Annotated in this window: 15 protein-coding genes and 7 pseudogenes; 9 read left to right on the top strand and 13 right to left on the bottom strand. The window is 60.1% G+C overall.

Annotated elements, in window-relative coordinates:
- Positions 1-561 precede the first annotated feature (561 nt).
- Together X268_RS36775 and X268_RS36770 are read right to left on the bottom strand one after the other, a co-directional pair.
- The gene (locus tag X268_RS36775; RefSeq protein WP_128929796.1) at positions 562-1749 is read right to left on the bottom strand and encodes an RHE_PE00001 family protein; all 1188 of its coding nucleotides are present in this window, start codon (positions 1747-1749) and stop codon (positions 562-564) included.
- Positions 1750-2832: 1083 nt separating this feature from the next.
- Positions 2833-4035, bottom strand: a complete 1203-nt coding sequence (locus X268_RS36770; protein ID WP_128929795.1) for an integrase core domain-containing protein — start codon at positions 4033-4035, stop codon at positions 2833-2835.
- Positions 4036-5205: 1170 nt separating this feature from the next.
- On the opposite strand from X268_RS36770, the gene repA reads away from it, so the two are divergent.
- The 3 genes from repA to repC all read left to right on the top strand — a co-directional run bounded on the left by repA (position 5206) and on the right by repC (position 8861).
- On the top strand, positions 5206-6417 hold the full coding sequence (gene repA, locus X268_RS36765; RefSeq protein ID WP_128929794.1) for a plasmid partitioning protein RepA: 1212 nt from the start codon (positions 5206-5208) through the stop codon (positions 6415-6417).
- Positions 6414-7433 carry a plasmid partitioning protein RepB gene (gene repB / locus X268_RS36760; protein WP_128929793.1) on the top strand — a complete coding sequence of 340 codons (1020 nt, stop codon included), beginning with the start codon at positions 6414-6416 and terminating at the stop codon, positions 7431-7433. The genes repA and repB overlap by 4 nt, the downstream gene beginning before the upstream one ends.
- Before the next feature lie 195 nt (positions 7434-7628).
- Positions 7629-8861: a plasmid replication protein RepC gene (repC, locus tag X268_RS36755; RefSeq protein WP_128929792.1), complete on the top strand. Its 1233-nt coding sequence runs from the start codon at positions 7629-7631 to the stop codon at positions 8859-8861.
- A gap of 807 nt (positions 8862-9668) precedes the next feature.
- Here the strand turns inward: repC and groL are convergent.
- The 9 genes and pseudogenes from groL to X268_RS40780 all read right to left on the bottom strand — a co-directional run bounded on the left by groL (position 9669) and on the right by X268_RS40780 (position 19215).
- A pseudogene (groL, locus tag X268_RS36750) lies at positions 9669-11304 on the bottom strand (chaperonin GroEL).
- A gap of 46 nt (positions 11305-11350) precedes the next feature.
- Positions 11351-11662: pseudogene (locus tag X268_RS36745) on the bottom strand (co-chaperone GroES); the annotation flags it as partial.
- 1249 nt (positions 11663-12911) lie between these two features.
- A pseudogene (locus X268_RS40330) lies at positions 12912-13567 on the bottom strand (IS3 family transposase); the annotation flags it as partial.
- 407 nt (positions 13568-13974) lie between these two features.
- On the bottom strand, positions 13975-14178 hold the full coding sequence (locus tag X268_RS40615; protein ID WP_256438976.1) for an aminotransferase class I/II-fold pyridoxal phosphate-dependent enzyme: 204 nt from the start codon (positions 14176-14178) through the stop codon (positions 13975-13977).
- 89 nt (positions 14179-14267) lie between these two features.
- A pseudogene (locus tag X268_RS40610) lies at positions 14268-14447 on the bottom strand (DegT/DnrJ/EryC1/StrS family aminotransferase); the annotation flags it as partial.
- Positions 14448-15857: 1410 nt separating this feature from the next.
- A complete protein-coding gene (aepX, locus tag X268_RS36725) occupies positions 15858-16715 on the bottom strand; it encodes a phosphoenolpyruvate mutase (RefSeq protein WP_128930179.1) in 858 nt (285 codons plus the stop codon).
- A gap of 282 nt (positions 16716-16997) precedes the next feature.
- On the bottom strand, positions 16998-18044 hold the full coding sequence (locus X268_RS36720; RefSeq protein WP_128929790.1) for a hypothetical protein: 1047 nt from the start codon (positions 18042-18044) through the stop codon (positions 16998-17000).
- Positions 18041-18784, bottom strand: a complete 744-nt coding sequence (locus X268_RS40785; protein ID WP_308421720.1) for a hypothetical protein — start codon at positions 18782-18784, stop codon at positions 18041-18043. The genes X268_RS36720 and X268_RS40785 overlap by 4 nt, the downstream gene beginning before the upstream one ends.
- 8 nt (positions 18785-18792) lie before the next feature.
- A complete protein-coding gene (locus tag X268_RS40780) occupies positions 18793-19215 on the bottom strand; it encodes a TlpA disulfide reductase family protein (protein ID WP_308421721.1) in 423 nt (140 codons plus the stop codon).
- A gap of 968 nt (positions 19216-20183) precedes the next feature.
- Here X268_RS40780 and X268_RS36710 point away from each other — a divergent pair.
- Positions 20184-21332: pseudogene (locus X268_RS36710) on the top strand (IS256 family transposase).
- 501 nt (positions 21333-21833) lie between these two features.
- On the opposite strand, the gene X268_RS36705 reads toward X268_RS36710, so the two are convergent.
- Complete coding sequence (locus X268_RS36705; protein ID WP_232995617.1) at positions 21834-21995, bottom strand: helix-turn-helix domain-containing protein; 162 nt, start codon at positions 21993-21995, stop codon at positions 21834-21836.
- A gap of 441 nt (positions 21996-22436) precedes the next feature.
- On the opposite strand from X268_RS36705, the gene tnpA reads away from it, so the two are divergent.
- From tnpA to X268_RS36685, 4 genes and pseudogenes are all read left to right on the top strand, one after another.
- Positions 22437-22898, top strand: a complete 462-nt coding sequence (gene tnpA / locus X268_RS40955; protein WP_128929789.1) for an IS66-like element accessory protein TnpA — start codon at positions 22437-22439, stop codon at positions 22896-22898.
- Complete coding sequence (tnpB, locus tag X268_RS36695) at positions 22895-23248, top strand: IS66 family insertion sequence element accessory protein TnpB (protein WP_128929788.1); 354 nt, start codon at positions 22895-22897, stop codon at positions 23246-23248. Before tnpA ends, tnpB begins: the two co-directional genes overlap by 4 nt.
- A gap of 39 nt (positions 23249-23287) precedes the next feature.
- Positions 23288-24847, top strand: a pseudogene (tnpC, locus tag X268_RS36690) (IS66 family transposase).
- A gap of 42 nt (positions 24848-24889) precedes the next feature.
- On the top strand, positions 24890-25465 hold the full coding sequence (locus X268_RS36685) for a YecA/YgfB family protein (RefSeq protein ID WP_128929787.1): 576 nt from the start codon (positions 24890-24892) through the stop codon (positions 25463-25465).
- 123 nt (positions 25466-25588) lie between these two features.
- Here X268_RS36685 and X268_RS36680 read toward each other — a convergent pair.
- Positions 25589-25965, bottom strand: a pseudogene (locus X268_RS36680) (response regulator transcription factor).
- Between X268_RS36680 and X268_RS36675 the strand changes: the two are divergent.
- Entirely contained in the window at positions 25937-26293 is a 357-nt protein-coding gene (locus tag X268_RS36675; protein WP_128929786.1) for a hypothetical protein, read from the top strand. The pseudogene X268_RS36680 and the gene X268_RS36675 overlap by 29 nt on opposite strands.
- The last annotated feature ends 79 nt before the right edge of the window (positions 26294-26372 follow it).

Below are 26372 nucleotides of genomic sequence, written 5' to 3'. Positions count from 1 at the left end.
CAATGAATGATGCAGCCTTCAGCCTTCAGCCCTCCGGCAATCGCCAGCTGATCTGCCCGGCTCCTGCCTACGATCGCGGTGATCGCCGCCAGCGACACCACGCAACGGGATACGATTGCCGCGGTCGGGATACCCTGTCATTCTCGTAGCGCCGGAGCCCAAGGAAAGGATGCAGATGATACATGGGCCTTAGCCCCATCGACAAGCCCACCACCCGCTATCGTTTTCGCCTGTGGGTGGTCACGAGCATCGAGTCCCCTGTCCGTTCGCGGCAGGCTGAGCTTAGGAGAGCCGCCGAGCTCAAGCGCCGCAACGGCATGGGCAGCAGGACTTTAGGCCGTTCCAAGGTCACGAGAACGAAGCCTGCGGCAGATCGGCCGTTTGTCCATCTCTCTTGTTGAGTCCGAGTCATGGAGGAGGGGATCAATCGGTGCGGAGGCCCGCTTGGGCGCAAGCTGTATTTTTCAAGAGTCTCGGGAATTCTCGATGGCGGGGTTGATCCTGCGGGCATTAGGAACCGGCAGATTGGTCGTCTGCTGGCACTCGGGTAGGTTATCTTTTTTAGAGAACACCCCAGGCTCGGTAACGCCCTCGTCCAGTGGTCTCGCGCAGACCAAGCTCATTTACGAGACTCAATGCTGCACGCGGTGTGATATCCAGCTCTTCTGCGATCATGCCGGCAGAAACGACTGGCCGGCTGAAGACGTAATCGATAAGCGCCGGCAATTTCGACGTCGATCGATGGCCGGCCACCCTTCGAAGCATCAGAGTGCGTTCGTTCAGCCACCTGTCGTGCGTCTTCAGGCCAATCTCACCAGCGGCCGTGATGGCCTCAAGCTCCGCGACGAGACGGGTTGCAAGGTCGCGCGAGCGGCGTCGCTCACGCGGGATCGTCTTCAGCCCCTCATGCAGGCAAGCCAGGTGTGAGCGTGCTTTTCTCCGATGACCTAGCAGCGCAGACGTAAGCAGCTGGCCAAGCCAGGGTCGGTGCTGAAGGGGCTCGAGACTGCGCCAGCTGTCCGCGGCAATGGCCGCCGCGAGCGTCGGAGGCAGGCTCCTGCTTTGCTGAAGGCCGCGTCTCCAGACGGCAAGACGCTTTTCTTCGTCCCAATCGGGGTCGTAGACCAGTGGATCCCGCTCGGTCATTCGACGGAGATCGCTGGTTAAGATCTGGTCGGTCTTGGCGATCGCGGCGTCGATTTCTGCGAAAGCCTGCGCGAGTCCGTCATTGCTCTGAGTTACAGAAGAGTAGTCGTGGGTTCTCGGCACATGGCTGTCCTGCTCCGCCTCATGATGCGTAGTTCCGATGTTCGGCGGTTCGCAGTCCTCCTCTTCTATTCCATTTGTGCCGGCTAACCCGCGCAGATCGGTGATCCCGACGGACGAGAGAGCCCAGTCGGGGCCCTCGCGGTGAATGCGCCGGCGGGCGCGGAGTACATCGCGAGCTCGGCTCAGCTCGTGAGTTGGCGCACGAACATCCATGCCAGCGTCATGAAGAACGAGATCTTCGAGGTGGACGAGTTCGCCTTCCAGCCATAGAGTGGCGCATGCGTCGGTGAAGTGCGTCCGACTAATCCAACCGTCTCGGATTGGGCTTTTCGCAAGGCGCTCATCTAGACGGGCTAAAGCATCTTCCGCGGCTGCGAGCGGAAGTGCAATCGCCGACCAGGGCAACGGTTCTGGTATTTTGTAGCTACTAGACAACGCCTTGATAACTTTGATGAGAATCGGCGACACGGAAGCTATCATGTCGCTAATTTCCGTCATAGCGACATAGCTTCAACTGCTATGATGAGCGTGCAAGCGTTAGTGCCGATCGGTCTTTAAACCGATGTCGGAGTCCTAGCCTCTATTCTCCTTCCTCGGCCGTCCGCCTGTAGAGCTGTAGAGCAACCCGGTTGGCATCATTACTACCGGCGGGGGCAGTTGCTGGGCGGCTCATCTACAAGCGGCGATGGCCCCCCACTGGGCCCCGCATGAGTCTGGCGCATGATTAGGCAGTCTGTAGCGGCGGTGCGAAGGTCATATCGAGAACTACCCCTCGCGGAGATAGCAGCCAGATTTGGCGAGTAGGCGTGGCAACGGTCGTCTTGAAGAGTTCAGTTCCGACCAGCTAACGGCGTATCGGCGGATGGTCAAAGAACGGTTACGAGACTTCTTCAAGAAGGGTTCGAACGATTAGCCAACCGTAGTTCGATTTGGAGCTTCGCGGGCCTTCACTCGCTCTGGCCAGTCGTGAGAACGCCTGTATCAAAGGCCTAGATTGAGCTAGGCTGTGTTGTCAGCTGACAACGTTTTGCTGCGAAGTGTTGGTGTCGGATTCACCATTAAAATGCATTAACCATGTTTCGCCGGACGCGCGGGCTACAAGTGCTCGAATGGGCGACCCGTCGGAATTCTGCAGATCACCTAGGAGGTGTTGTCAGCTGACAACGCCGACTCGCCTGCTTTCTCATCGCGCCTCTTTTGCCCTCCCCCACATCGCACAAGATGTTGTCAGCTGACAACAGTACGGGGGCCGACCGCAGACTACGAGACAAAGGCTCTTGAGCCGGTTCCGAGCGGGGATCGTCTCGAGCGGGATGGATCCATCCGAGCGGTAAATTGCCGGATCAACAATGTAGTTTCCTCAAGCGCCTTACCCGACCAGTCCATCTGTGTCGGTTTGGGGTGCAGTCTAGTCCCCGCTGGGACTGTCGAGGCTCGACCAAAAGTTGGAGGCCCCTTCGGGGGCAGTGGCGTGGTATGCGAGTACTTCAATCGCGCGGGTTGCATGGTCCACCGGGTTGATTCCTGACATTTTGGACCGGGCTGATGCCTGACAATATTCGATCATTGTTCTCCTGTCTGCGGCGTTTCCTGCGCGATGCGGAGCCGCGCGCGCGGCGGAGCAAAGCGCAGGAAACGCCGCTCGCAATTGATCAGCCCGAGATCGCGACCGCAGAAGCGCACGAGGTGGCCGCTAGTGTCGTGCTCACAGAGGCCGACGAGCTCACCTGCGAGCGCCTCGCCAACGAAAACGTGCTCGCCGCGCCATTTGATATCGCCGGTGGGACGCACCCGGCGAACCTCGTGATCGGCGTCGTACCAAGGGTCATCGAGACGGCGTGGCAAGGTGCGCGAGGGCGACTGCCAGAGTTTGACGGGCGGCATCTGGTCGAGCGCCTCATGTGGCCGCTCCTGGTTGAAGTGGTGGCGGAAGGCATCGAAGCGGCGTTGCTGCTCGGCGACCGTTGCCGCGGGCGGCTTCGTGGTCTGGGCCTTCAGCGTGCGGTGCATGCGCTCGTGCCGGCCGTTGTCCTGCGGGCTCGCCGGGGGGATGTAGCGCGGTTCGATACCGAGCTTGAGCCACCATACCGAGAGCGCCGAAAGGCCGCCCGCCCCCGTCGATCCAAACGGTGCACCATTGTCGGAGCGGATCGCGGCGGGAAGGCCGATGTCCTTGAAAACACGTTCCAGGGCGCTCCTGACGCCCGCCCCCGTCGGATCGACGATGCGCACTTCGATAAGATAGCGGCTCGCCGCATCGGTGATGGTCAGCGGATCGCAGCGGTTGCCGTCGCGGGTTCGGAACCAGCCCTTGAAGTCGATCGCCCATTCTTCGTTGGGTGCGCTTGCCGGCGCCGCCACCTCGCCTTGCGCAATCGCCCGGCGTCGGCGCCGACGCGCCTCGACCAGGCCCTCACGCTTCAGGATGTCGCCGATCGTCGAGGCTGCCGGCCAGTCGACCTCCGGCCGCTCATGCTCAAGCCATGCCTTGATCTTCTTCGGGCCGAAATGCGGAAACCGCTGCCGCGTCGCGACGATGCGATCGGCCAGCCGCCCCGCCGTCGCATGCGGGCAACTCGCCGCCGCGTGGCTGCGCTCCTCGAACCAGCGCCGCTCCCCGCTCTCCCGACGCCGCTTCCAGACGTAGAACGTCTCTCGGCTGACGCCGTGCCGCGCGCACAGCTCCGTCACCGAAAATGCCCCCGTCTCGTACTCTCGAAACAACGCGACACGCTCCTCCACAGGACTGCTCTCCCTGAAAGGCATCGCCTGATCCTCCTTCGAATCAGACGAGCCTTGCCTGTCAGGAATCAACCCGGTCTAATCTGTCAGCACTCAGCCCGGTCTGTACCCATCCAGCCCCCCGCCCGGCATGCAAGCAGCGGGTGGCGCATTCCTCGCTCGTGCCGCACCATTGCCCGCTTGATGGATTGGACAGCGCAACGCGAACGCTAGCGCCATTCGCCGTCTCCAGGCGTCATCCGTTTCCCTTGCCGCTAGTTGTCCCGCATGTTGTCAGCTGACAACAGTGCCGTGGCAACCGTGGAGCGTGGGGTCCGTTCCCCTGCCGCTCGTTTCGCTAGGCTCAGAAGCCCCGAGCGACCAAGGAGGAGTCCGGGGTGGCCCAGGTAGCCCTGAACCAACGGCGAGCATCAGAAAACCCGCCAACTAATTCACCGCTCGGACCTCTTCCGGAGTTAAGGCGGTGAGGAGGTCATCCGTGGTCATGGCGGGTGGTTTGGCCTCGGGCCGCGTGCGGACGGTACCATGTTATAGCGGGTCCTAGGCGCGTGGCCGCTCGCGTAGCGAAGCCTGCAATGCGCTCGGTCTTTCCCGTTTCTTTGTGGCCGGGCCTAGTGACCGCCATTCTCTCCCTTGGCGAAGGCTTGGCGCGATAACAAAGCCGTTGTCGCTCATGCCGGATGTTGAGGCCGCAAAAGTAGGTGATGACATCGTGTTGAGAAAGGCACCGCACCTTTCCTCGTCACGGCGGATTTGGGAAAAAGCCAGGCACGAAGCTTCGCGTCGCGACGCGGATGAACTCATGGTTGGCGCCGCGGCTGTCCCCTTTTGGGAATCATGAGTGATGCGATAGCCGGTACTGAGAATCTGGCGAAGCCTCTAACGTCGGTACGGAAGCCCCGCCGGGCTGAGCGGCGCTCCGGCCCGCCAGTTCCAGATCCGTATGCGGCTTAATCCAAAGCGGGGCAGGATGCGGCCAACGCCGGCCGGTGACACCTTGATCGCTGGCGCTGCCGCGCACAATGCCTCGACGGCTAAGGTGGCTGTGGGTGGCGGGGGGTCGGCGATGAATGGGTCTGGAGGAGCGAGCGCGCAAAGTTAATCCTTTCATTCTTGCGCCGACTCGGGAATCGTGTTGAGTCTGCAGACGGTAATCCGCCGTCTGAGCTGCAAAAACCGTTTTGGATTGGAAAGATGAGAGTTTTTGAGACAGAGGAGGGGTGGCCGGAGACAGCGAGCGCGCGCATTTCCTGCCATGCCACTCTACTCTCTGGTCAACTCCGCTCGTTGGGCGCCGCCCTTTTTCCACCAGCGGCTGCCAAGACTCTTCGCCCGTTCTCCTCCGGAGAGGTGGCCAAGATCGTTCGCGTGTCAGACGGCTATTTGCGGCAACTTTCCCTCGACGGCCTGGGACCTGCCCCCGCGATCGGTCATGGCGGGCGGCGGTCGTATACCTTAGCTCAAGTGAATGAGCTGCGGGCCTATCTGGCTGCAGCCCGCCCGCGGGAGGCAGTTGATTTTCTCCCACGGCGGCGCCCCGGCGAAAAGCTTCAAATCATCACGGTCGCTAATTTCAAGGGCGGCTCGGCCAAAACAACGACCGCCCTGTATCTGGCCCAATATCTCGCCCTTTCCGGCTTTCGAGTTCTGGCCATCGACCTCGATCCGCAAGCCTCTTTGTCGGCCATGTTCGGCTATCAGCCGGAATTCGACATTGGGCAAAGCGAAACCATTTACGGCGCCATCCGCTATGACGACCAGCGCCGCCCCATGCGTGAAGTTGTGCGGCCGACCTATTTCGAGGGTATAGGCCTAGTGCCTGGCAATCTCGAACTCATGGAGTTTGAGCATCACACGCCGCGCGCCATGGTCGAGCGCCGCGAACGTGGACATGATCTTTTTTTTCGCCGCCTAGCGAGCGCAATCGATCAGGTAAGCGACGACTATGATGTCGTGGTGATCGACTGCCCACCTCAGCTCGGCTACCTGACGATGGGCGCTTTGAATGCGGCGACGGCGATGCTGGTGACAATCCACCCGCAGATGGTCGATGTCGCATCGATGAGCCAATTCCTTCTGATGACGTCGGATTTGATGTCCGTCATCGAGGAGGCGGGCGGCCGCCTCGATCACGATTTCATCCGCTATGTGATCACGCGCCATGATCCGAATGACGTGCCTGAGGCTCAGATCGTTGCGCTGCTGCGCAATCTGTTCCGCGAAAACGTGCTGCAAGCGACAGCCTGGAAATCCACTGCGATCTCCAATGCTGGCCTGACAAAACAATCGCTCTATGAGCTTGACCGCGGATCCGTCGGACGCGGCGCCTATGACAGGGCGGTTGAATCTGTCGATGCTATCAATGCGGAGATCGTGCAGCTGCTGAAGAAGGTGTGGGGACGATGAGCAAGCGCACGGATGCTATCAGGGGGCTTTTTACTGCCGCACCTCAGACGAGTCCGTTGTCAGCTGACAACACAGCACCAGCGCCGCTGGCGCGGGTGTCGTCAGGTGCTGTGCGCTCGCTGAAGGAATCTTTCTCAGAAGTTGAGAAGGAGAATCAGGAGCTTCGGGACAAGCTCACATCTGGCGCGACGATCGTAGAGATCGATCCCGGTCTGATAGATCCCTCGCCCGTGTCTGATCGTTTTCGCGACGACGACACGGCTTCTTACGAACTTCTCAAGCAATCGATTTCGCAGATCGGCCAGGAGGTTCCTGTCCTCGTCCGCAAGCATCCGACAATGCCGGGACGATATCAGAGCGCTTATGGTCATCGCCGGGTGCGTGCCGCGCGCGAGCTGGGTATTGCCGTCAAAGCGATCCTAAAACCGCTCTCCGACGAAGCCCTCGTCGTGGCACAAGGCCTTGAGAACGCGCCGCGGGAGGATTTGAGCTTCATCGAGCGCGCGATGTTCGCAATGCGCATCGAAGATGCCGGGCACAAGCGCGCAGTCGTTCAAGACGCGCTCGCAGTCGATAGGGCCGAAGCGTCAAAACTGATTGCGGTTGCGAGATCCATTCCGCCCGACATTATCGATGCTATTGGCAAGGCCCCAAAGGTTGGCCGCGGGCGATGGCAGAGCTTTGCTGATCTCTTGGCGGATGCGTCGGTGATCGACCGCGTAAGGGCGGCGATCGGGGACGACAAGTTCGCCGGCCGTGAGTCAGACGACAGATTTCTGACGGTGTTCTCGGCCGCGAATAAACCTGCTGCAACTCGCCAATTCGCGCGATCGTCTGCTGTGCTCGCCTCAGATGGACAGCGCATCGCTCAGGTCCGTCAGGGCGATCGAGAACTCAAGTTGACCATCGACAAGAAGGTCCCGGCGTTGTTCGCGGACTTTCTTATCACCCAGCTTCCGAACCTGTTCGAGACGTTTTGCAAATCGGACAGATCCGAGGAGACCACCGGGGCTTAGCCGCCTCATGAACAACCGCGAACCAGGAGCAGCACGGCAAAAGAAAAAAGGCCCCCGCAACGTCACCGTCCCGGAAGCCTCTCTTCGTAGTTTGGCGACTAAAGAGAATCACTTCCGCGCACCATAGTCAAGAGTCTTGTGAGAGACGGCGCCGTTTCGGCGAGCAGATTTTCTTTGCCCGCATAAGGCAAAGACATGCAATCACGTGCCCCAACGACGCCCTTTGGGCGGCGCTCGTTGAAGCTTGCCCATGTGGCAACACAAGTCGCAGTATCGACCAGGCCATCGGAAAAGATCGTCCATAAATGGAAGATCTTTCAGGCCATCTGCATCGCAAGGCCGCGCCTCGGTATCTCTGAGCGTGCGCTGACGGTGCTGGATGCTCTGCTCAGCTTTCATCCCGAGACTACGCTCACGGGTGAGGGTGACCTCATCGTGTTTCCGTCAAACAATCAGCTGACGCTGCGAGCTCACGGCATGCCGGTGTCCACGTTGCGGCGTCATCTCGCTGTGCTTGTCGACGCCGGGCTCATCGTTCGCAGGGATAGTCCGAACGGCAAGCGCTACGCTCGCAAAGGCAGCGGCGGTGACATCGAGCGCGCCTTTGGCTTTGACTTGTCGCCACTCGTCGTTCGCGCCGAAGAGTTCGAGAGGCTGGCTGAGGAAATCAAAGCGGAGGCTCGTGCTATCAAACATGCGCGCGAGCGCATCACACTCTGCCGTCGTGACATCGCCAAGATGATTGCAACGGGCATCGAGGAAAACGTGCCGACCCACAGGGAATGGAAGGGGCCGGCTGATTGGGACGAGGTGCATCGGGCATTCCGTTCGATCGTCGAGACGATTCCACGCCGGGCGACCTGCCAAGAACTTGAGGCGATCGCCGACGAACTATCGCAGCTTGCCGACGACGTCCTCAATCTGCTGGAAACTCACGTCCAAGCAGCAAATATGAGCGCCAATGAGTCCCATACTGAGCGTCACTTACAGAATTCAAACCCAAACACTCTTACTGAACTTGAACCTAGCCTCCAAGAAGGCAGGGCGGCGAGTACCGAGCCGCAACCACAACCGGCGCGATTTGCGGAAGGCTCCTATCCTTTGGGTATGGTCTTGAGCGCATGTCCAGACATCGTCGACTACGCCAAGGGAGGGATTTCAAACTGGCGCGATTTCATTGCGACTGCGGCGGTCGTTCGATCCATGCTTGGCATCAGTCCCAGCGCGTGGGAGGAGGCGCAGAGCGTCATGGGGGAGACTCAGGCTGCAATTGTGGTCGGCTGCATCCTGCAGCGAGGGGAGGTCATCCGTTCAGCCGGCGGATATCTGCGGGGGCTGACGCGAAAAGCCGAGGCCGGCGAATTCTCGCTCGGGCCAATCCTAATGGCGCAGATCAACTCACGACTGCACGAAAAACGAAGGGCCTAACGGCTAGTCTAGGTAAGTGTCTCTTGGGCCCAGCGGCTCGGGCCGTCGCAGGTTTGATGTTGAGGTTCAATTTGAAGAGGTCTTGGCTAACGGACTGGGCGCGAAGGCGACAGCACCTCAAGAAACGTCAGGCCAACATTGCGTACGGGCTAATGAGCGGTGACACCCACAGATTAGATCGTATGCGCCGTCGTTTTGCAACGACCTCAAGGCGCCTGATTCGTTCGCCGCAGCGCAGCAATTATCCGCCGCCAATTAAGCCCTTCGAATCTGTCTTGGCCTTGCATCGCTGTCTTTACGTCATGGCGCGCAGCCACGGCTGGCGCCATGGCGTCGACCACCGCCGGTACGAACTGCGGAACGTCCGCTTTTGTTGCCGGCGCCAGGTAAACACCTGTTGCGGTATCAGCCCGTGTCGTCGGGCATCTCGTCGCCGCCAGCGCCCACGAGTTTTGGCCGAGTGATATGCCTCGATAATGCTGCGCCGCGCTCGAGCATAGCTCTATAAGCCGCGCGACCATGCGTCCGCGAGTCTAAACGAAATGCTCAGGTCCGAGAATTATAAGGCTAACGTTTCTCATCTGCGACCTGCCGTGTGGGTAAACAAAAACCTGATCTGACGATCAGCCAAGGCACGAAGGCAATGCGCAACGGAACCAATCGTGCCGGCCGTTTAGACGGTCCACGCCTAAAAAAGGGTAACCCCGGCATTGCTGCCAGGGTTTGTGCTGTTGGATTTTGCTCAGCGAGATCCCGGATCGGCGGTACACCGCTTGCGCGCTGCACCGCGTCCGGGACGACTCGTCGTTAGAAGTCCATGCCGCCCATGCCGCCGGCGGGGGGCATCGCGGGGCCGGCAGCGGCCTTCTTCGGCAGCTCGGCGACCATGGCTTCGGTGGTGATCAGGAGCGCTGCAACGGAGGCTGCGTTCTGGATCGCGGTGCGGACCACCTTGGTCGGGTCGATGATGCCTTTGGAGACCAGGTTGCCGTATTCGCCGGTCTGGCTGTCGAAGCCGTAGGCGTACTGGTCCTTCTCCAGGATCTTGCCGATGATCACCGAGCCGTCTTCACCGGCGTTGATCGCGATCTGGCGAGCGGGGCCGACAGCGCCTTGCGCACGATCTCGACGCCGGTCTTCTGGTCGTCGTTCTTGGTGCGCAGGCCCTTGAGCTGCTCGGAAGCACGGAGCAGGGCGACGCCGCCGCCCGGAACGATGCCTTCTCACGGCCGCGCGGGTCGCATGCATCGCGTCATCAACGCGATCCTTGCGCTCCTTCACCTCGACCTCGGTCGCGCCGCCGACGCGGATCACCGCGACGCCGCCGCGAGCTTGGCAAGACGCTCCTGGAGCTTCTCACGGTCGTAGTCCGAGGTGGTCTCCTCGATCTGCGCCTTGATCTGGGCCACACGCGCCTCGATGTCGGCCTTCTTGCCGGCGCCGTTGACGATCGTGGTGTTCTCCTTGTCGATCATCACCTTCTTGGCGCGACCGAGCATGTTGAGCGTGACGTTCTCGAGCTTGATGCCGAGATCTTCCGAGATCGCCTGGCCGCCGGTCAGGATCGCGATGTCCTGCAGCATGGCCTTGCGGCGATCGCCGAAGCCCGGAGCCTTGACGGCCGCGACCTTCAGGCCGCCGCGCAGACGGTTCACGACAGGGTCGCGAGCGCCTCGCCTTCGACGTCCTCGGCGACGATGACCAGCGGCTTGCCGGTCTGCACCACGGCCTCGAGCAGCGGCAGCAGCTCATTCAGCGAGGAGAGCTTCTTCTCGTTGATGAGGATGTAGGCGTCGTCCATCTCAACGCGCATCTTGTCGGCGTTGGTGACGAAGTAGGGCGAGATGTAGCCGCGGTCGAACTGCATGCCCTCGACGACGTCGAGCTCGGTCTCGAGCGACTTGGCTTCCTCGACGGTGATGACACCCTCGTTGCCGACCTTCTTCATGGCGTCGGAGAGGAACTTGCCGATCTCCTGGTCGCCGTTCGCCGAGATGGTGCCGACCTGGGCGATCTCGTCGTTCGAGGTGACCTTCTTGGAGTTCTTCTGGAGGTCCGCAACGACGGCTTCGACCGCGAGGTCGATACCGCGCTTGAGATCCATCGGGTTCATGCCGGCGGCGACGGACTTGGCGCCTTCCTTCACGATCGCCTGGGCGAGCACGGTGGCGGTGGTGGTGCCGTCGCCGGCCGCGTCAGCGGACTTGGAGGCGACTTCGCGCACCATCTGGGCGCCCATGTTCTCGAACTTGTCGTCGAGCTCGATCTCCTTGGCGACGGTGACGCCGTCCTTGGTGATGCGGGGAGCGCCGAACGACTTGTCGAGTACGACGTTGCGGCCCTTCGGACCGAGCGTGACCTTCACCGCGTTGGCGAGAACGTCGACGCCGCGCAGCATCTTGTCGCGCGCCTCAACCGAGAATTTGACTTCTTTGGCTGCCATCTGGATTTTTCCTTGAGGATTTTGACTGGAGGGAGGAGGGGCTCTTAGCCGCCTTCTTCTTGGACTCGGGGACGTCGAGAACGCCCATGATGTCGCTCTCCTTCATGATCAGCAGGTCTTCGCCGTCGATCTTGACTTCGGTGCCGGACCACTTGCCGAACAGCACGCGGTCGCCGATCTTCAGGTCGATCGGGATCAGCTTGCCAGCTTCGTCGCGGCCACCGGGGCCGACGGCGACGACTTCGCCCTGCGAGGGCTTTTCCTTGGCAGTGTCGGGAATGATGATGCCGCCAGCGGTCTTCTCTTCTGCGTCGATGCGCTTGACCACGACGCGGTCGTGAAGCGGACGGAATTTCATGCAGTCCTCCTAATATTTGCACGAGTTGAGACTTCAACCTTGTGAGCAATCGATGCCTACGAGTGCTAGCGCAGACGCAGCTGAAATAGGACGGGGCTTCTACAGGAGCAAGAGCTTCCAGCAAAAAATCACACTCAGAAGTCGTCTCTGCCAGAATCATTTATCGTAGCTAACTGGCCCGGCCGCTATTAGCGCAGTGTGAGGTTGCCCTGCTCGGCCGAGGTCTGCACGATTTCGCGGCGGATGCTCTTGGCCTGGAAGAACGCTCAGACATTGGTGCGCTCGAGAGTCTTAGTAGTTGCTAAAGCCATTCTTGGTCTCATTGACTGCTCGGATACGGCTCCGGCCGAAACGAACCCTAGCGCTGATGAACGCGCGACGTAACAGGAGTTCGCCGGGCTTGCTTCAGTGGACGGAATTCTCATCGAGTTAGCCGCGACATCCGCAACAGCCAAGGAGTGTGAACAGGTTCGGGATGCCGTCTCGTTCTAGGCAAGCCGATCTTGAAAAATAGCGCCTTTTTTCATCTCGCTCCATCGCTAACCTTGGCAGTTGACCGGAGCTGGATGAAAGCGGCCAGGGGCCGGCGGCGACCTCTTCAAGGAGCTGAACGAAACGCCCGCGCGGGAGAACTGAATCAAGACGAGATCAGCGCTCACGCAAAGTTCAATCGCGCTTCGTCCGCCCTTCTTCCGCGGTGATGCTGATGATCGTATACGCATGCTTCTCGCGTCTTATATTGCGACGAGATGGGCTTCCGGGGAGGCAACGAGATGCAACGCCCCCGGTTTCACCGCATCTTCTTCAGACCGCTCGCGAAGAGTGGGGGCGGCACACGACTGGATCGGGGGATACGCCGAGTCCGCCCCCGCATCACCTTGAGAGGATTGGTGACGCGAGTTTGAAGGTAGCAAACAAGGCGATAGCGTAGCTACTGCAACTATCTCACACCAGGATGGCTCGCATGAGGGTTGAATCGGCCGTGGCGATAGGTTGTATGCTGTTGGGTCCTCGGGTGTCCCGGCTGTGCGGAGAGAAGAAATGCCGATTGTCACGACAGCGAGCGCAAGTGACGGACAAAGAACATTGCAGACAAGACGAAAGATGTGGTTCGGAGCCTAACATCCATCAGCAACAATGCTTCGATTTTCGCCGTTAGTCGCCCCGCTCAACGCGGTCTTCAATCTCGATAGTGCGTCAGACTGACCTCTTTTTGCGCTCTGATCTTCCCCCGAGAAAGCGGACGGGTTTAAGCGGCTTTTAGCTCCATCTCGATCGGAGGGATATATCCGATGGCGGAATAGAGCCTGGTTCGATTGGAGAAGCCCGCGATGAAGGCGAAGATGTCGCGCCGGGCTTCGGCACGGGTCTGGTACTGACGATGATGAACGAGCTCGGTCTTGAGGGTGTGGAAGAACCTCTCCATCGGGGCATTGTCGTAGCAGTCGATGCGTCAGGCCCGCGGCGGTAAGGGCCGCGCGATACTCGTGTGAAGCGTACTGCACTCCGCGATCGGAATGATGGACCAATCCGGCGTCCGGCCGCTGCTGGCGAAGCGCCATCGTCAGTGCGGAGGAGACGAGTTCGACCCGCATGTGATCCGGCATCGCCCAACCGACGATCTTGCGGCTGAAGAGGTCCATGACGGCTGCCAGGTACAGCCAGTCCTCCGCCGTGGGACGTAGGTGATATCGGCCAGCCAGACCCGGTTTGGGGCCGCGGCGGTGAAGTCGCGCGCGATCAGGTTTGGTGCGATCGGCAGATTGTGGCGACTGTCGGTGGTGCGGACGCGACATGGCGGCGCCATGATCGCCCGAATGCCATGCCGTCGCATCAGCCGTTCGATCCGGCCACGGCTGGCCCACGTCCCCGCGTCCGCAGGGCGGCGTGGACTCGAGAACTGCCGCTGGCTGCTCTCGCGATGGACCTGCCGGATCTCGGCATCGGCGTCGCCTGCGTGGTGGGCCGCCACGCCGCCGATGCCGGCTCCTGCCGGAATTTGTCTATCCAGCGGCGCAGCACCGCGCAGACCGAGCTCCTTGGCGACCGATCCGATCGATCGACCACTCGATACCGCCAGTTCAACGGCCTAGCGTTTGTAGTCCTCTGTGAACCATCGAAGTTGACGTTCTGGCATTCGATACCTCCGGGCTCTCTGAGCTACTACAGGTGTCCACTTATTCGGAGGAGGTGCAGAAGTCCTATCTCACGAGCGTCAGAAAGGCGCCGATGCATCAGCCGCTCAGAGCAGCCGTCATGGATTTTGAGGTGGTGCATGATCGCGTGCTGCGCGATCACATTGGCGTTCGAGGTCATATGTCCCTGCAACTTCCTGGCCGCAGAAACGATCTCCGGGGGGCTGCTAAATAGCCCAGTCGCCAGCGAGTGATCGCCAGTTCCTTGGAGAAAGCGTTGACCAGGATCGTCCGTGAACGTACGCCGGGCTGCGCCATGACAATCGATTCATGGCGCTCACGAGTGAATACGAAGCTGGAATAGCATTCGTCGGAAAAGATCCATAACTGGTAGTTGATGCGAGGCCTCCGATAGCTCGAAGGGTACTTCGATCATAGACTGCACCAGTAGGATTGTTGGGCGAGTTGACGATAATGGATTTCGTGCGCGGTGTACCAGCGGCGCGGATTGCGTCAATATCGGAATTATATCGGGGCGGGCGGGCATCAACGAACACGGGTTTTGCGCCAGCGAGAAGAACCTGGGACGGGAATGTCGGCCGGCAGGGACGAATGGCGATGGCCTCGTCACCCGGATCCAGCAGAGCCAACGCAACATTGAGCAGCCCTTGTTTTGCATCCGCTTCGAGACTCTAACTGCCGCTGGATGAACATTCAGTGGCAGGTCAGCAGTTATAACGATATCGTTCAAATGCCAGCCGATGCCGGTTTCCGATGACAGCTTTTCGGCAACGGCGCTGCGAAGCGGCGTCAGGCCGATGGCATCCGTATAGCGGTTTATCTTGGCCTTGATGGCGGCAATTGCCCCCTCGCGGGCCGATGATGGTGGATCGATGATCACTTCCCCCGCCGCCAGATCGATGATCGGACGGCGCCATCGGCAGCTAACTTAGCTGCGTCACGAGCGGCGGCAGTGCCCGAACCTAAAAGCAAAGACAGTGGTTGCGCCAGCAGGCGCTCCTCCTGAGCTGATTGTGGTCTTTCACGATCGAACCACTCGGCCGCATTTCGCGATCTGCTCAGTCATAGGTCGCGCTTCGATTACGGCGAACTCCGCAGCAGATGAAGCCTCATAGCCACTCGAGATAGGCGCTCCCTCCTCAATCCAGGCAATGCGTCCTTTCGATTGAAAAGGGCAGCAGAACGTCCTCCCGCCGGAGTATCGGAAACCGCAACGCCAAACCAATGTGCTCGAAACCGCTACTGAGGCGGTGTTCACCAACAGCGCGCGAGCGACTCCGTCGTGGCCAATCGGCGTGGCACATCGGTGGAATGTGGAACCTGCGCGCCGGATGATCGTGTCAGCGAGCCGATCACGCCCTTCCACGCTAAAGGAGAGGACGCACTGACCGTGCTGCATTTCTGCGGTCGATTGTACAGCGCATTGATCACGTGCATTGGCAAGAACAGACTGTGATTCGGGTCGCATGCGGAATTCCTTGCAAGTGACGTGTGAGCAGTCGGGCGCACGTCGGTCAAATATTTGATGCACCGACGCCACCATATCAATTGATAAGTGTGGTAGTTGATCGCACAACCTGTAAGGCATTGGCTTCAGTGGAATGCGCTCTGCAATTCAAAGATCTTCGGTGCTGTCGATGGCGTAACGCCTGAGATCGTCGCATGCATGGCTGCGAGCTGCAACTTTCGAACAGACAAGCAAGAAGCTTTTCTGTGCGGGCCTTGTAGCTCCGGACTCGATGATATCGTGCAGGGCCGCAACGATTGTCGACCTCGGGGTAGCGCCCAGAATTGCACCTGGTTCATCGTCTTAAATGGTCGTGGTCTATTGGCGAGAGGGTTGCCGCGGTTTGTTTCGTGCGGAAACCCGGAAATCGAGCCACGATCCGACAGGAGAAACGATCGACCCTTTCATTAACGGAGCTGCTGCGGCGACATCCGTTGCCTGGCCGATCATCAGATACTTTAAGCGGGACTATCGACAAGGGCGATTGAACCGCAACAATCGATCGAGAACGAGATATCGGGTGGATGAAGACCTATCCTGGGTCAAGATATCGCTCTTCCGCGCGAGCGAGTTCGTCGTACCTTAATAACTCGAAGATCTCTTCAAGGGTCGCGATAGCTGGCTCAATGCTGGCAACGCCTTCCTCAGCGATAATGCGGCCGCAGACGTGCCGCATTGCCGCAGTCGCAGCTCGCATGGAGTGATTGGCCCAGATCACGGTAGAGATGCCGGCATCACGGTATGACGAGACCGGCGTTCGATAGTATTTTGTTGGAACGATTACGACAGGTCGGTGGTTCTGCCAGGAACTCGCGAACGAGAGTATCTCGTCCGCCGTGCTCTTACGCGAGTGAATGAGGATCGCGTCGGCTCCCGCAGCGGCGTAAGCACTAGCGCGTACCAGTGCTTCGTCCATTCCATGGCCGGCGATCAGGGCTTCGATCCGAGCCACGAGGACCAAGTCTTCCGCCACTGTATCCTTCACTGCCCGCAGACGGCCGGAGAATTCATCGATATCTGCGAGCGGATGCCGATCGCCAATGAACGAGTTCATTTTCGGAAAGCAGCTGTCCTCAAGCGCGACGCCGGCAGCGCCGCGCTGACGGAGTTTCCGTGCCAGCAGGCGTGCATTGTTGAAGTTCCCGAAGCCGCCATCACCGTCAACGAGCACAGGCAGTTCGGTCGAGTCGACGATCCGCTCGACCACGTCGACGAGTTGGCTCCATGATGCTTCGTTGGCATCTCGGTAGCCAAGAGAGGAGGCGATTGCGAGGCCCGACGCCCACAGACCTTTGAATCCCGCGCGCTTGGCGATTGCGCCGGAGAGCGCATCGTGAGCTTCCATGAGGAAGGAGAGGTCGCGGTTGGAGCAGATCTGAGCGCGCAGCATTTCTGCAAGTGAGGCGCATGGTTTAGGGCGGTTGCCGAGAACTGACTGTGATTGCATCGCGACTCCTTTGTTGGGACATGTGACCGGCGGACATTCTCGGGATGTTCTGCCAGTTCTCGATCGAGGTAAGCCGATCGCGCTCGTGTGGCTCAAGCGATAGCTGACATGCATTATCTAGATAAATGCTTAGACGTGGCAGTTGACCGAACGACCAAATTATTGGCGAGCGCTGTGGGATACTTCGGGGAGTTCGGTTAAGCCCTAACATCGCACCTGCCCTGATTAACTCGCCGATCTGCCGCTCGAGCGCTGCCCGCTTGCATACTCCCTTAACAGCCACTTGGTGGTTCTATAGCGGCCGACGTAAAGCTTGTAGTTGCGGAGCCGCGCCCGCCTCTTGGCGGATTGCCGGCCGGTGCTGCCGTCCTCGTACAGTGGCTCCATGCTTATGTCGAAGTCGAGGTATGGCATCACCGTAAGCTCGAGGAAGCGAGCGCCTTCGAAGTCTTTGCCGCTATGGGCTGGTTTGTAGCTGGCACGAATCAGCATCGAGCGCAGCAGCATGTGATCCTCGCCATAGATCTGGGTGAAGATCTTGCGCTTCGGCCAGACGATCGACCGGGCGATGATTTCATTCTTGCGTTCCACATAGGCGCAGGCCAAATCGCCGGCGCCATAGGCGCGCGCCGGGTGCTCCGTGGCATTGCCGTAGCCGCCATACTTGCCGAGCTTTTCGACCGGTCCTGACATGCAGCTGGACGGGCCGACAATATAGACATGCTCGATCTCGTCCGGTGTTCGCGCTAGCTTCAGTTCGAGGCCCTGCTGATCGGCCGCGAACAGGTTGGCGAGTTGGGTGATCTCGTCCGCGCCGACGAAGTCGGCAAGGTACTTCTGCAGGTAGGTTCCGACCTTCATCTGAGTGTGGAGGTCTCGCTCACCATTTTCCACGCTCTCGGTGAAGGCAATCTTGCTTTTGTCCTTCCTGGAAACATGCAGAAAATGGTCTTTGGGAATCTGGTCGGCCCACCAGACGCCGGACGCAAAGAATGGTTTTTGATATTCGCCCCGGTCGAAGCGGGCCTGCTCGCGGCAGCGCCAGTTCGGGTCCGGTCCCTTGCGCGGGATCAGTTTACGGTTGAGGGTATTGGAAAGCCCGATCTTTTTCGACCCCCGCGTCTCTGCGATGGTTAGCGCCGCCTTGCTGGCACCGTCGACGAACGGCACGAATGTCCCGGGGGCGGGCATTTCGACGATCTGGTACATCAGGCGATGCCCGGTGCCGGCGAGCTGCGCCAGATCGGCCTCTGTGATTTTATTGTCGCTCATGCGTCATTTTCACGCGTCTGAATACTCGCCCTTAGCTTTGGCGGTGAGGCGGAGCCAAACAAAAGCGCCTCTAAAGCCTTCTCAGTGCTGTACTTGGCCAGGGCCTGAATTAACGGCCGCACATAATACTGTCTCTCTTCTTCCTGTATGAGCTTCGAATCGCTCAGCGAGGTCAGTGCCAGTTCGATCAACTCGATCGCCCGTTCCTTGTTGCCGCTCTCGTAATAGTACTCAGCGATCGCCCCATAAGACCGGAACTTATAGCCATCGGCTTGCGGTGGATTCAGCCATAAAATGTGTTCAGCCAAATCCCTGCCCATTGCAAAGCGCTCGGCAAGGGGGAGGTGCGAGGCATCATTTGCCGGATCGAAGAGTTGGGTTAGAGCCACCGTCATCAATTCCTCGGACCCTTTATCGATCGCGTCACGAACCAATTGGCGCATGACGGGCAAGCCGGCCCGTAAGTCGCGAATTTTGTGAAGCAACAGATTGACATGAATCTCACGAAGGTCGATTTCGTCCGGCATCAAGACGAGCCCCTCTTGGACCGCCGAGAGCGCCGTCGTCCAATCCTTTGCCCACAGCGCCGCCCGAAGTTTAGCGTAGATTGGCGAGGTGGGCGTTAGCTCGCGGGCTACCCGTTGGTTCTGCTCAATCCGCTTCGCGTCGGCGGCTTTAGCTTCTTCGCTGGTTCGCCAGACCCCTTGAAGAACCTTCGGCAAAACATCATTGAGTTGCATTGGATGTCCTATGAACGCGATGTGGCCGTCGCGATCGACGACGAAAGAGATGGGAATCCCGGAGCAAAACTGGGGTCTCCCCAAAGCTGCTTCATCTCGCCTGTGAAGTCGAACGCAATCCGATAGTTCAGTTTCGGAGACGTTTCGGTCAACCACGCCTCCAACTTGGTTCTGGCCTCGTCCGCCGTTGGTGCTTCTTCGCCACATGCGACTCCGATGACCTCAACTCCGCAATCTTTATATTTCTCCTGCAGTTGAACGAGATAGGGCATCGCCGCCGTCATACATCGTCCGCACCTACTTGCCCAAAATTCGACAATGTAGACTTTCCCGCACTCGAAGTTCGCAAGGGGCTGGCCACGCAGCCAACTCCCCACCTTGATGGGAGGAGCCAAAGATTCCATGCGCAGCGCCACGTTGCTGTCCGACATATTATCAAACCCTACGCGACTTATTTTGACCGCTTGTCTCTAAGAAACGGGTGGAGAGCATCGATCGCGTGCGTGCACTCAGCACTCTTAGTACTGCGTGTTTGCAATGAGTGTGCCAGCGGTCGGAGCGCGTTAGGCCTATGATCGCACTTTTGAAAACCCCCCGGCGCCCAATTCGGGCAGTGTTCTGAACCAGACGCGTTTGGCGCCAATGTCACAAACTAGACACAGATCGCGCCTTGCGCCGCCTACAAACACTGGTGTGGCGGTTGTGAGCCGACTTACAAGTATAGCTGGTGAGCTAGACGGATGGTCCGACAAAGACGAACAGTGTGTCCGCCAGCATGGCTTGCTTCGATAGCTCCGACCAGCGCGCGACTTCGTTGTGTTGCACGTCTTAGGTTTAAAGGCATGCAGAAGGGAGCTACGCACGGCATGAGAAAAGCGGGGTAACGAGGCCAGTGCCGAAGCATGCCAGAAGCTCTCAAGGAGAGCGATATGCCGCGAAGGAGATTGCAAACATATCCCATTTCGTCAGCCCGACGAGATCGACGACCCAGTGACCAATGTCCTGCGCGCCGCGGCAACTTCTGGGCAAGCTATCACGAAATTATCTTGCCACGGTAAAAGGAGTTGAAGCCGACGAAAGCGCCGTGTCCTGTGGCATGGTTATGGTCCGTCGCGAACGATCAGGCCGGCAGCGGCCCGATCGAAGTAGCGCGGCCGAATGTCGCAACCGCGGGGCGGCTCGAGATGGCGAGCTGATTCCTGCGTGAGGTTTGTCTGGCGCCGAACCGGCGTCCGGCGAAGCGGCGATCGACGTCTTAGTGGAAAATTACCGCGCCAAGTAGGGCCAGGTGATCAGATTGTCTATCAATAATCGTGCCGCGCTGCTAACCTTCTACGGCTCTCTAGCCGAACATGGGATTCACTTGCGCACGACCACCCGCAACTTCCGAAACGACGAGATGATGAAGCTTCGCGCGCCCGTGGAGAAGGCCCCAGACCTGCGCGAGATGATTGGCTTTGCCGCCAACGGCTGATGAAGCTGGAGGTCGCCGTACAGACCGGAGCGGCCTACGGCGAGCAGAGTGCCAGCGGTTGAACTACGCATTCCCAAACTGCGCAAGGAAGCTACTTCCCGGGTTCCTGGAGCCGCGCCGCATGGCTAAGAAAGCGCTGAGCGCAGTGACGAGGAGGCCTACGTGCAGGGCGTCTCGAACCGCTCGGTGGATCATCTCGTGCAGGCCATGGGCATGACCGGGATCTCCAAAAGCCGGGTCAGCCGGCTCTGCGGTGACATCGAAGACAAGGTGTGAAGGCTTTCCTCGCCTGCCCGATCGAAGGCGACTGGCCGTATTTGCGGACCGACGCCACCCACCTGAAGGTGCACCAGAATAGCCGCATCGTCTCGCTCGCGGTGTTCCTCGCGGCCGGTGTCAACGGCGACGGCCGGCGCGAGATCCTCGGCATGGACATGGGCCCGTCCGAAGCCGAGGCGTTCTGAACGACTTTTCTGCGCAAGCTCGCCCACCGCGGCCTACGTGGCGTAAAGCTGGTTGTGTCCGATGCCCATGAGGGCATCAAGGCCGCCGTCAGCAAGGCGCTCAACGCGACCCGGCAGCGCTGCCGCGCGTCCCCTTCATGCGCAACGTCTTCGCGCATGCGGCAAGAGCCGGCCGGCGCGTCGTGTCCGCCTTCATCGCCACCGCGTTCGCCCAACACAATGTTGAAGCGGCCAGGGCGCAGTGGCGCAAGGTCGCCGATCAGCTCCGGCCTCAAACTGTCCAAGCTCGCGCCCCTCATGGACGAAGCCGAGCTCGGCGTGCGAGCCTATATGAGCTTCCCGGCTCCGCACCACGCCAAGCTCCACTCGACCGATCCGATCAAGGGCCTCAACGGCGGAATAAGCGGTGGACCGAAGTCGTCGGCATCTTCCCAATGAAGACGCCATCGGTCGCCTCGTTGGTGCGTTTTTGCTCGAGCAAAACGACCAATGGGTCCTCCAGCGCGCCCGCTACATGACACTGGAAACCATCGCGTCATTGAGCGATCATCGTCGTTCTGCCCGCTGTGGCAGGCTGATGCCTTCCGACCCGCCGGAACATCGGCGGTGACCTGCCGCCAGCTACACCACGCCACGGAACACGATCCGCCCAAAACGCCGTGATCGACGGGCTGAGCCGTCGCCTACAGAACTGCCGCGCGCTCAGATATGCTCCACCAGCGAACTCTCCTTTTCCATGGAAGCTCACGATGCGCTCTCCAGCGTGATCCCAAGAACGCAGGGTTCGAAGCCCGTGGGCGGCGGGCCTACCAATTCTGCCTGCTCTTTCGGCTCGCGAGACGCCAATAAGGATCATGGAGCCAACTCATCGACATGGTCGAGCGGATCGTCGACTCGACCGCACGGCCTGTGCGCGTTCACGGTGATGGCTCCTTCGGCAATTTCAATAATGCGCGCCTGCTAGCACGAGAACTTCGTCAGCGCGGGCGTCCCGGGTGTCGCGTATGAAGGCCCCGGTGAGAGCCGACGCGAACTAGTTGCCAAGGCTCGCATGATGCCATCCACGCAGCATTCCCGGGACTTGAGGCCGTCGCGAAAGCTCGACGTCGCGCTAGTCCTTATCCTCGTCGCGCTCCTGCGACGGATCTGAGATCAGCTTGAGGCGTATCGCCTTGATGATACCCAGGACGCGGGTCCTCGTATCAAGCTCTTGCCGGGCGTTCTTAACATGATAATTGACCGTATTCTCGGTGATCTTCAGTTCCTTCCCCATGACGATCTCCCTTCTGCCCCCAACTGGAGGCATTGTTTTTCGCGCTCGGATAGCTTCACTGACGTATCGTGGTTCATGTTTTAGGCGCTCCGTATTACGACCAGATCGCAATCTCTAACCAGCAAGCCGCATGCCAGTTGGGGGCTTGAGAAAATCAGGCGACAAATGCTTGAGAAAGGGCGGACGATCGATTTGCGTCGCCTTAGCGGTCGAAGCATCGCGACATAAGTCGGAAACTCAACGTCCCCTTTGCAGCACCGGCGACATCAGTCGATATCGATCAAGAAGAGCGCGGCCTAGAATGGGACCGTTTTGCTCTCTTCATCTGCGGCGACGGCGCGGTGTGTAACTGAACAGTAACCGGCATGTGGCCCCCACCGAGCCGCCGCTCGGTTTGCGCTCGATAAAGCCTGGCATGAGCTGATCGGTGGAGGTGGAACGATGGCAAATGCCATGCTTGATGCCAGGCAGGAAGATGACGCCTATCGTCGCGTCGAGGTGATCACCGGGGAGCGCCGACGGCGTCGGTGGACTAGCGAGGAGAAGGCCCGGATCGTGGCAGAGAGCTTTGAGGAGGGTGCGAACATCTCCGAGGTTGCGCGGCGCAATGGCGTTTCGCGCGGGCTGCTTACGGTGTGGCGCCGCCAAGTTGCGGCGGCGGTGGGGGGCAAGGCACCGAACTTCGAGCCAATCGAAATTGGTCCCGGGATCGATAGCGGGACAGCGGGCGAGCATGAACGTATTTCCGGGCTACAGACGAGGCCTTTGGAGATCGCCGCGCCGCCGGCCAAGGTTTGCGGAGTTGTCGAGATCGAGGTGAACGGGGCGCGCATCCGGGTCGAGCCGGGCGTTGAGCTGGCGACGCTGTCGACCGTGCTGGCGGCGCTTCGGGGTATCCGGTGATTGCGCTACGCTCTGACCTCAAGGTGGTGCTGGCGACACAGCCGGTCGATTTCCGCAAGTCGGTGCATACACTGTCGGCACTGGTGAGCGAAGCGCTGCGTGCGAATCCGTATTGTGGTGACGTCTTCGTGTTCCGCAGCAAACGCACGGACAGAGTGAAGCTTCTGGCGTGGGACGGCAGCGGCATGGTGCTGGTGACGAAGTGGTTGCACCAGGGGCACTTCACCTGGTCGCTGATCCGCGAAGGCGTGGTGCATCTCAGTGCGACACAGCTCGCAATGCTGCTCGACGGACTCGAGTGGACGCGCGTCTCGGCCAAGCTCGTGAAGCAGCCGGCAATTGTCGGCTGAGAGGAGAGGATTTCGCTGGAGCCTGCGGCGCGCGGAGGTATGGTCCATTTATGGCGATACGCCCCGGGACGTTTCCCGACTGATCCAGCCGCTCTAACGGAGATGGTGCTCGCGCTCGACGCCAGAACGAGAAGCTGCGTGTTGCGGTGCAGACGCTCAAGGAGATGATCTTCGGGAAGCGCTCGGAACGCCTTGCCACGCTCGTGGCCGAACAGCTTGCGCTTGAGCTTGACGATCTTGAGACCAGTGTCACGCCGCCTGCAGCTGCCAACGACGATGCACCTGCGGTGAAGCCGTCCGATAAGCTACGTAAGAAGGCGCGCCGCAACATCGGCGCGTTGCCCAAGCATCTGCCGCGCTGTGAGCAGGTCCTGGAGCCGGAGGTGACGGCCTGCCCGTGCTGCCAGGGCCAGCCTCACAAGATCGGCGAGGACGTCAGCGAGGTGTTGAACGTGATCCCGGCGCTCCTGCGCGTGCTGCGCACGATCCGTCCCAAATACGGCTGCCGCGGCTGCACCGATGGCGCGGTCCAGCCAAAGTGCTGCCGCGCCTGATTGAGGGCGGTATGGCCTCGACGGCCCTCGTGAGCCATATGGTGGTCTCGAAGTTCGCCTGGTATTTGCCGCTGTACCGGTAAGTTCAGATCCTGGCCGGCCACGGCATCCATCTTGACCGCGCGACACTCGCGGTTGGGTCAAACGTACCGCCTGTGGCTCAGGAGCCTTTATGAGCTGTAGCTGCGGATCATTCAGGCTGCGCCGCGCGTGTTCTGCGACGAGACGCCGATGCCGGTGCTTGATCCAGGACGACATCGTCCCCGCATCTGCCAGTTCTGGGCGCATGCTATGGATCACCGGCCATGGGGTGGCCCCTCGCCGCCGGCGGTTACCTACGTATTCGCCGACGGCCGCGGCACCGAGGAGATCGCCGGACAGTTGACGGGCTTTTGCGGCGTTCTGCAGGTGGACGGTTATGCCGCCTACAAGGCCGTGGCCCGCCGTCATGGCGGCGCGATCCAGCTCGCCTTTTGTCTCGTCCATGCTCGACGCAAATTCGTCAGGTGTACAAGTCCACGCAGTCGCCATTCGCGCGCGACGTGATTGAACGGCTGCAGGCGGTCTATGCGATCGAGGCAGAGATCCGCGGCAGCAGTGCGGAGCAGCGGCTGGCCGCCCGCCGCACCAGGAGCGCCCCGTTGATGGTGGCGCTCAATGCGCTACTGATTGAGATGAGCTGTTTTCCCAATCGAAGCTGACAGAGGCGATCAACTATGCGCTCAATCACTGGGACGGACTGACGCTGCTTCTCAGCGATGGCCGCGTCGAGGTCGATTCCAACACGGTCGAGCGTTCCATGCGCCCGATTGCCATGGGAAGACGCAACTCCTTGTTCAGCGGGAGCGAAGGCGGTGCCGAGAGCTGGGCCATCCTCGCGTCGCTCATGAACACCGCAAAGCTCCATGAGCTCGATCCGCAAGCCTATCTGACCGACGTGCTGGAGCGCATTGTCTCCGGTGGAACCAAGAGCCATCAACTGCGCGAACTGCTCGCCTGGCACTGGAAGGCGGCGCGCCAGCGCACCGCACAGGCCGCGGCATGAGCCCGGTCGTCATAAAGCAGCGTCGTCAATGACGCAGCCGCGATGCCACTCGAGGAGCTCGAGCGATGGCTGCAGGCTAGGGTCGATCAGCATCCTGACGCCACCAATCTCCCCATGCTCGACGGCTACGTCGCCGCAATCGTGGCCGGACCGGTGTCGATGAGCCCACTCGACTGGATCTGCCCGCTGCTCGCCATCGATGCCGATGCCTTCAACCACGGCGGCACCCCGGAGTTTGCAGCCATATCGGCTGTCGTCCTGCGTCACAACGACATCAGCAACACCCTCTCGACCGCACCCGACAGGTTCGCGCCGATGCACCGGCGTAAACCCAGTGGAGACGTCGATCCGCGACCATGGTGCCAAGGCTTCTACGCCGCGATGCGGCTCAAGCTATTGGCGTGGGCACCGTTGCTGGACATCGGCAACGTCAATCACGGCCTACTTCTACCTATCCTGCTGCACTGTCGCGACGATCAGGGCCGACCGCTGCTTGGACCGCCACGAAGCGGCCGCGAGACCAAGAAACTTCTGCGTAACGCCCACGCCGATATTCCCACGGCGGTCGAAGCCTTGCGGCAATACTGGATGCCGATCCGCTACGCCCGCGCTCACTGATCACTGCGGACGTGGGAGCTCATGCCGGTTACCTTCAAAATAACCGCGGCAGCGCAACCTACGGGAATCTCGCAATGCATCCCCGCTTTGGGACTGAAGGCCGTGGGGAGGGGGCCAAGGTCCTCACGCGTGTGTGTCGCCTGACCCCGGCAGTACAATGGTCAAACACTTGATCAACGCAGCCGTGGAAAACGGTTTGGCAAGAAAGCAGATCCCGCCAGCCTTGATCGCTCGTGCGCGCACCCCATCGCCGTGATGAAGATGAACGGCATACGATGACCGGGGCTTCGCATATGCATCAGCAGGTCAATTCCGCTCATCATGGACATTTGGACGTCGGTAATCACGCAGGTCGTCTCGGCCAATGCCGCAGCGCGCAGGAACTCCTCGGCGGAGGCAAAGGCAAGGACCGCGTATCCGTACGATGCCAGAAGATTGCTCGTTGCACTGCGAACGGATGGATCATTGTCGATGACCGAAATGATAGAAGGCTTTGACAAACTGATTGCTCGTGATCCGGGCTGCTCCGCCTGCGGAATGTTCACAGTAGAGGGGCTAGGAGCCACATCAGAGGTTTGGGAGCAGCTTGAGTGTCGGGAGAAGGAGACGCTGCAAGACGCGGAACGTCTAACCGAGCAACTTCTGGACCGGCTGATTTCCGAAAGTTTGCCGGACGAATCCGTAACCCAGGATCATGTCAATGTACTGTATCGGCATTGGCCATTGCCGATGTACAATCTCGACCTCCATCCGATCCCGGTATCTCTCGAAGAGCTGAAGGCCGAGCAGGAGCGCCTCCTCTGGGCAGAGGTCGGCGACCCTCGATGACACTGACGATTTGAGTGATCAATCCGATATCAGCATGAGTTTGCGAGGTTTGAGCTGGTCCCGCAAATCTGAACAGCGC

This window comes from Bradyrhizobium guangxiense (assembly GCF_004114915.1).
In the GTDB taxonomy this organism is placed as follows: domain Bacteria; phylum Pseudomonadota; class Alphaproteobacteria; order Rhizobiales; family Xanthobacteraceae; genus Bradyrhizobium; species Bradyrhizobium guangxiense.
The sequence above is the reverse complement of the archived record's forward strand: the minus strand, read 5'-3'. Positions and strand labels throughout refer to the sequence as shown.

Coding starts and splice junctions, on each gene's coding strand:
- X268_RS36775 (WP_128929796.1), bottom strand. CDS start 1,749: ATGATAGCTTCCGTGTCGCCGATTCTCATCAAAGTTATCAAGGCGTTG.
- X268_RS36770 (WP_128929795.1), bottom strand. CDS start 4,035: ATGCCTTTCAGGGAGAGCAGTCCTGTGGAGGAGCGTGTCGCGTTGTTT.
- repA (WP_128929794.1), top strand. CDS start 5,206: ATGAGAGTTTTTGAGACAGAGGAGGGGTGGCCGGAGACAGCGAGCGCG.
- repB (WP_128929793.1), top strand. CDS start 6,414: ATGAGCAAGCGCACGGATGCTATCAGGGGGCTTTTTACTGCCGCACCT.
- repC (WP_128929792.1), top strand. CDS start 7,629: ATGCAATCACGTGCCCCAACGACGCCCTTTGGGCGGCGCTCGTTGAAG.
- aepX (WP_128930179.1), bottom strand. CDS start 16,715: ATGCTGCGCGCTCAGATCTGCTCCAACCGCGACCTCTCCTTCCTCATG.
- X268_RS36720 (WP_128929790.1), bottom strand. CDS start 18,044: ATGAGCGACAATAAAATCACAGAGGCCGATCTGGCGCAGCTCGCCGGC.
- X268_RS40785 (WP_308421720.1), bottom strand. CDS start 18,784: ATGCAACTCAATGATGTTTTGCCGAAGGTTCTTCAAGGGGTCTGGCGA.
- X268_RS40780 (WP_308421721.1), bottom strand. CDS start 19,215: ATGTCGGACAGCAACGTGGCGCTGCGCATGGAATCTTTGGCTCCTCCC.
- X268_RS36705 (WP_232995617.1), bottom strand. CDS start 21,995: ATGGGGAAGGAACTGAAGATCACCGAGAATACGGTCAATTATCATGTT.
- tnpA (WP_128929789.1), top strand. CDS start 22,437: ATGGCAAATGCCATGCTTGATGCCAGGCAGGAAGATGACGCCTATCGT.
- X268_RS36685 (WP_128929787.1), top strand. CDS start 24,890: ATGCCACTCGAGGAGCTCGAGCGATGGCTGCAGGCTAGGGTCGATCAG.
- X268_RS36675 (WP_128929786.1), top strand. CDS start 25,937: ATGACCGAAATGATAGAAGGCTTTGACAAACTGATTGCTCGTGATCCG.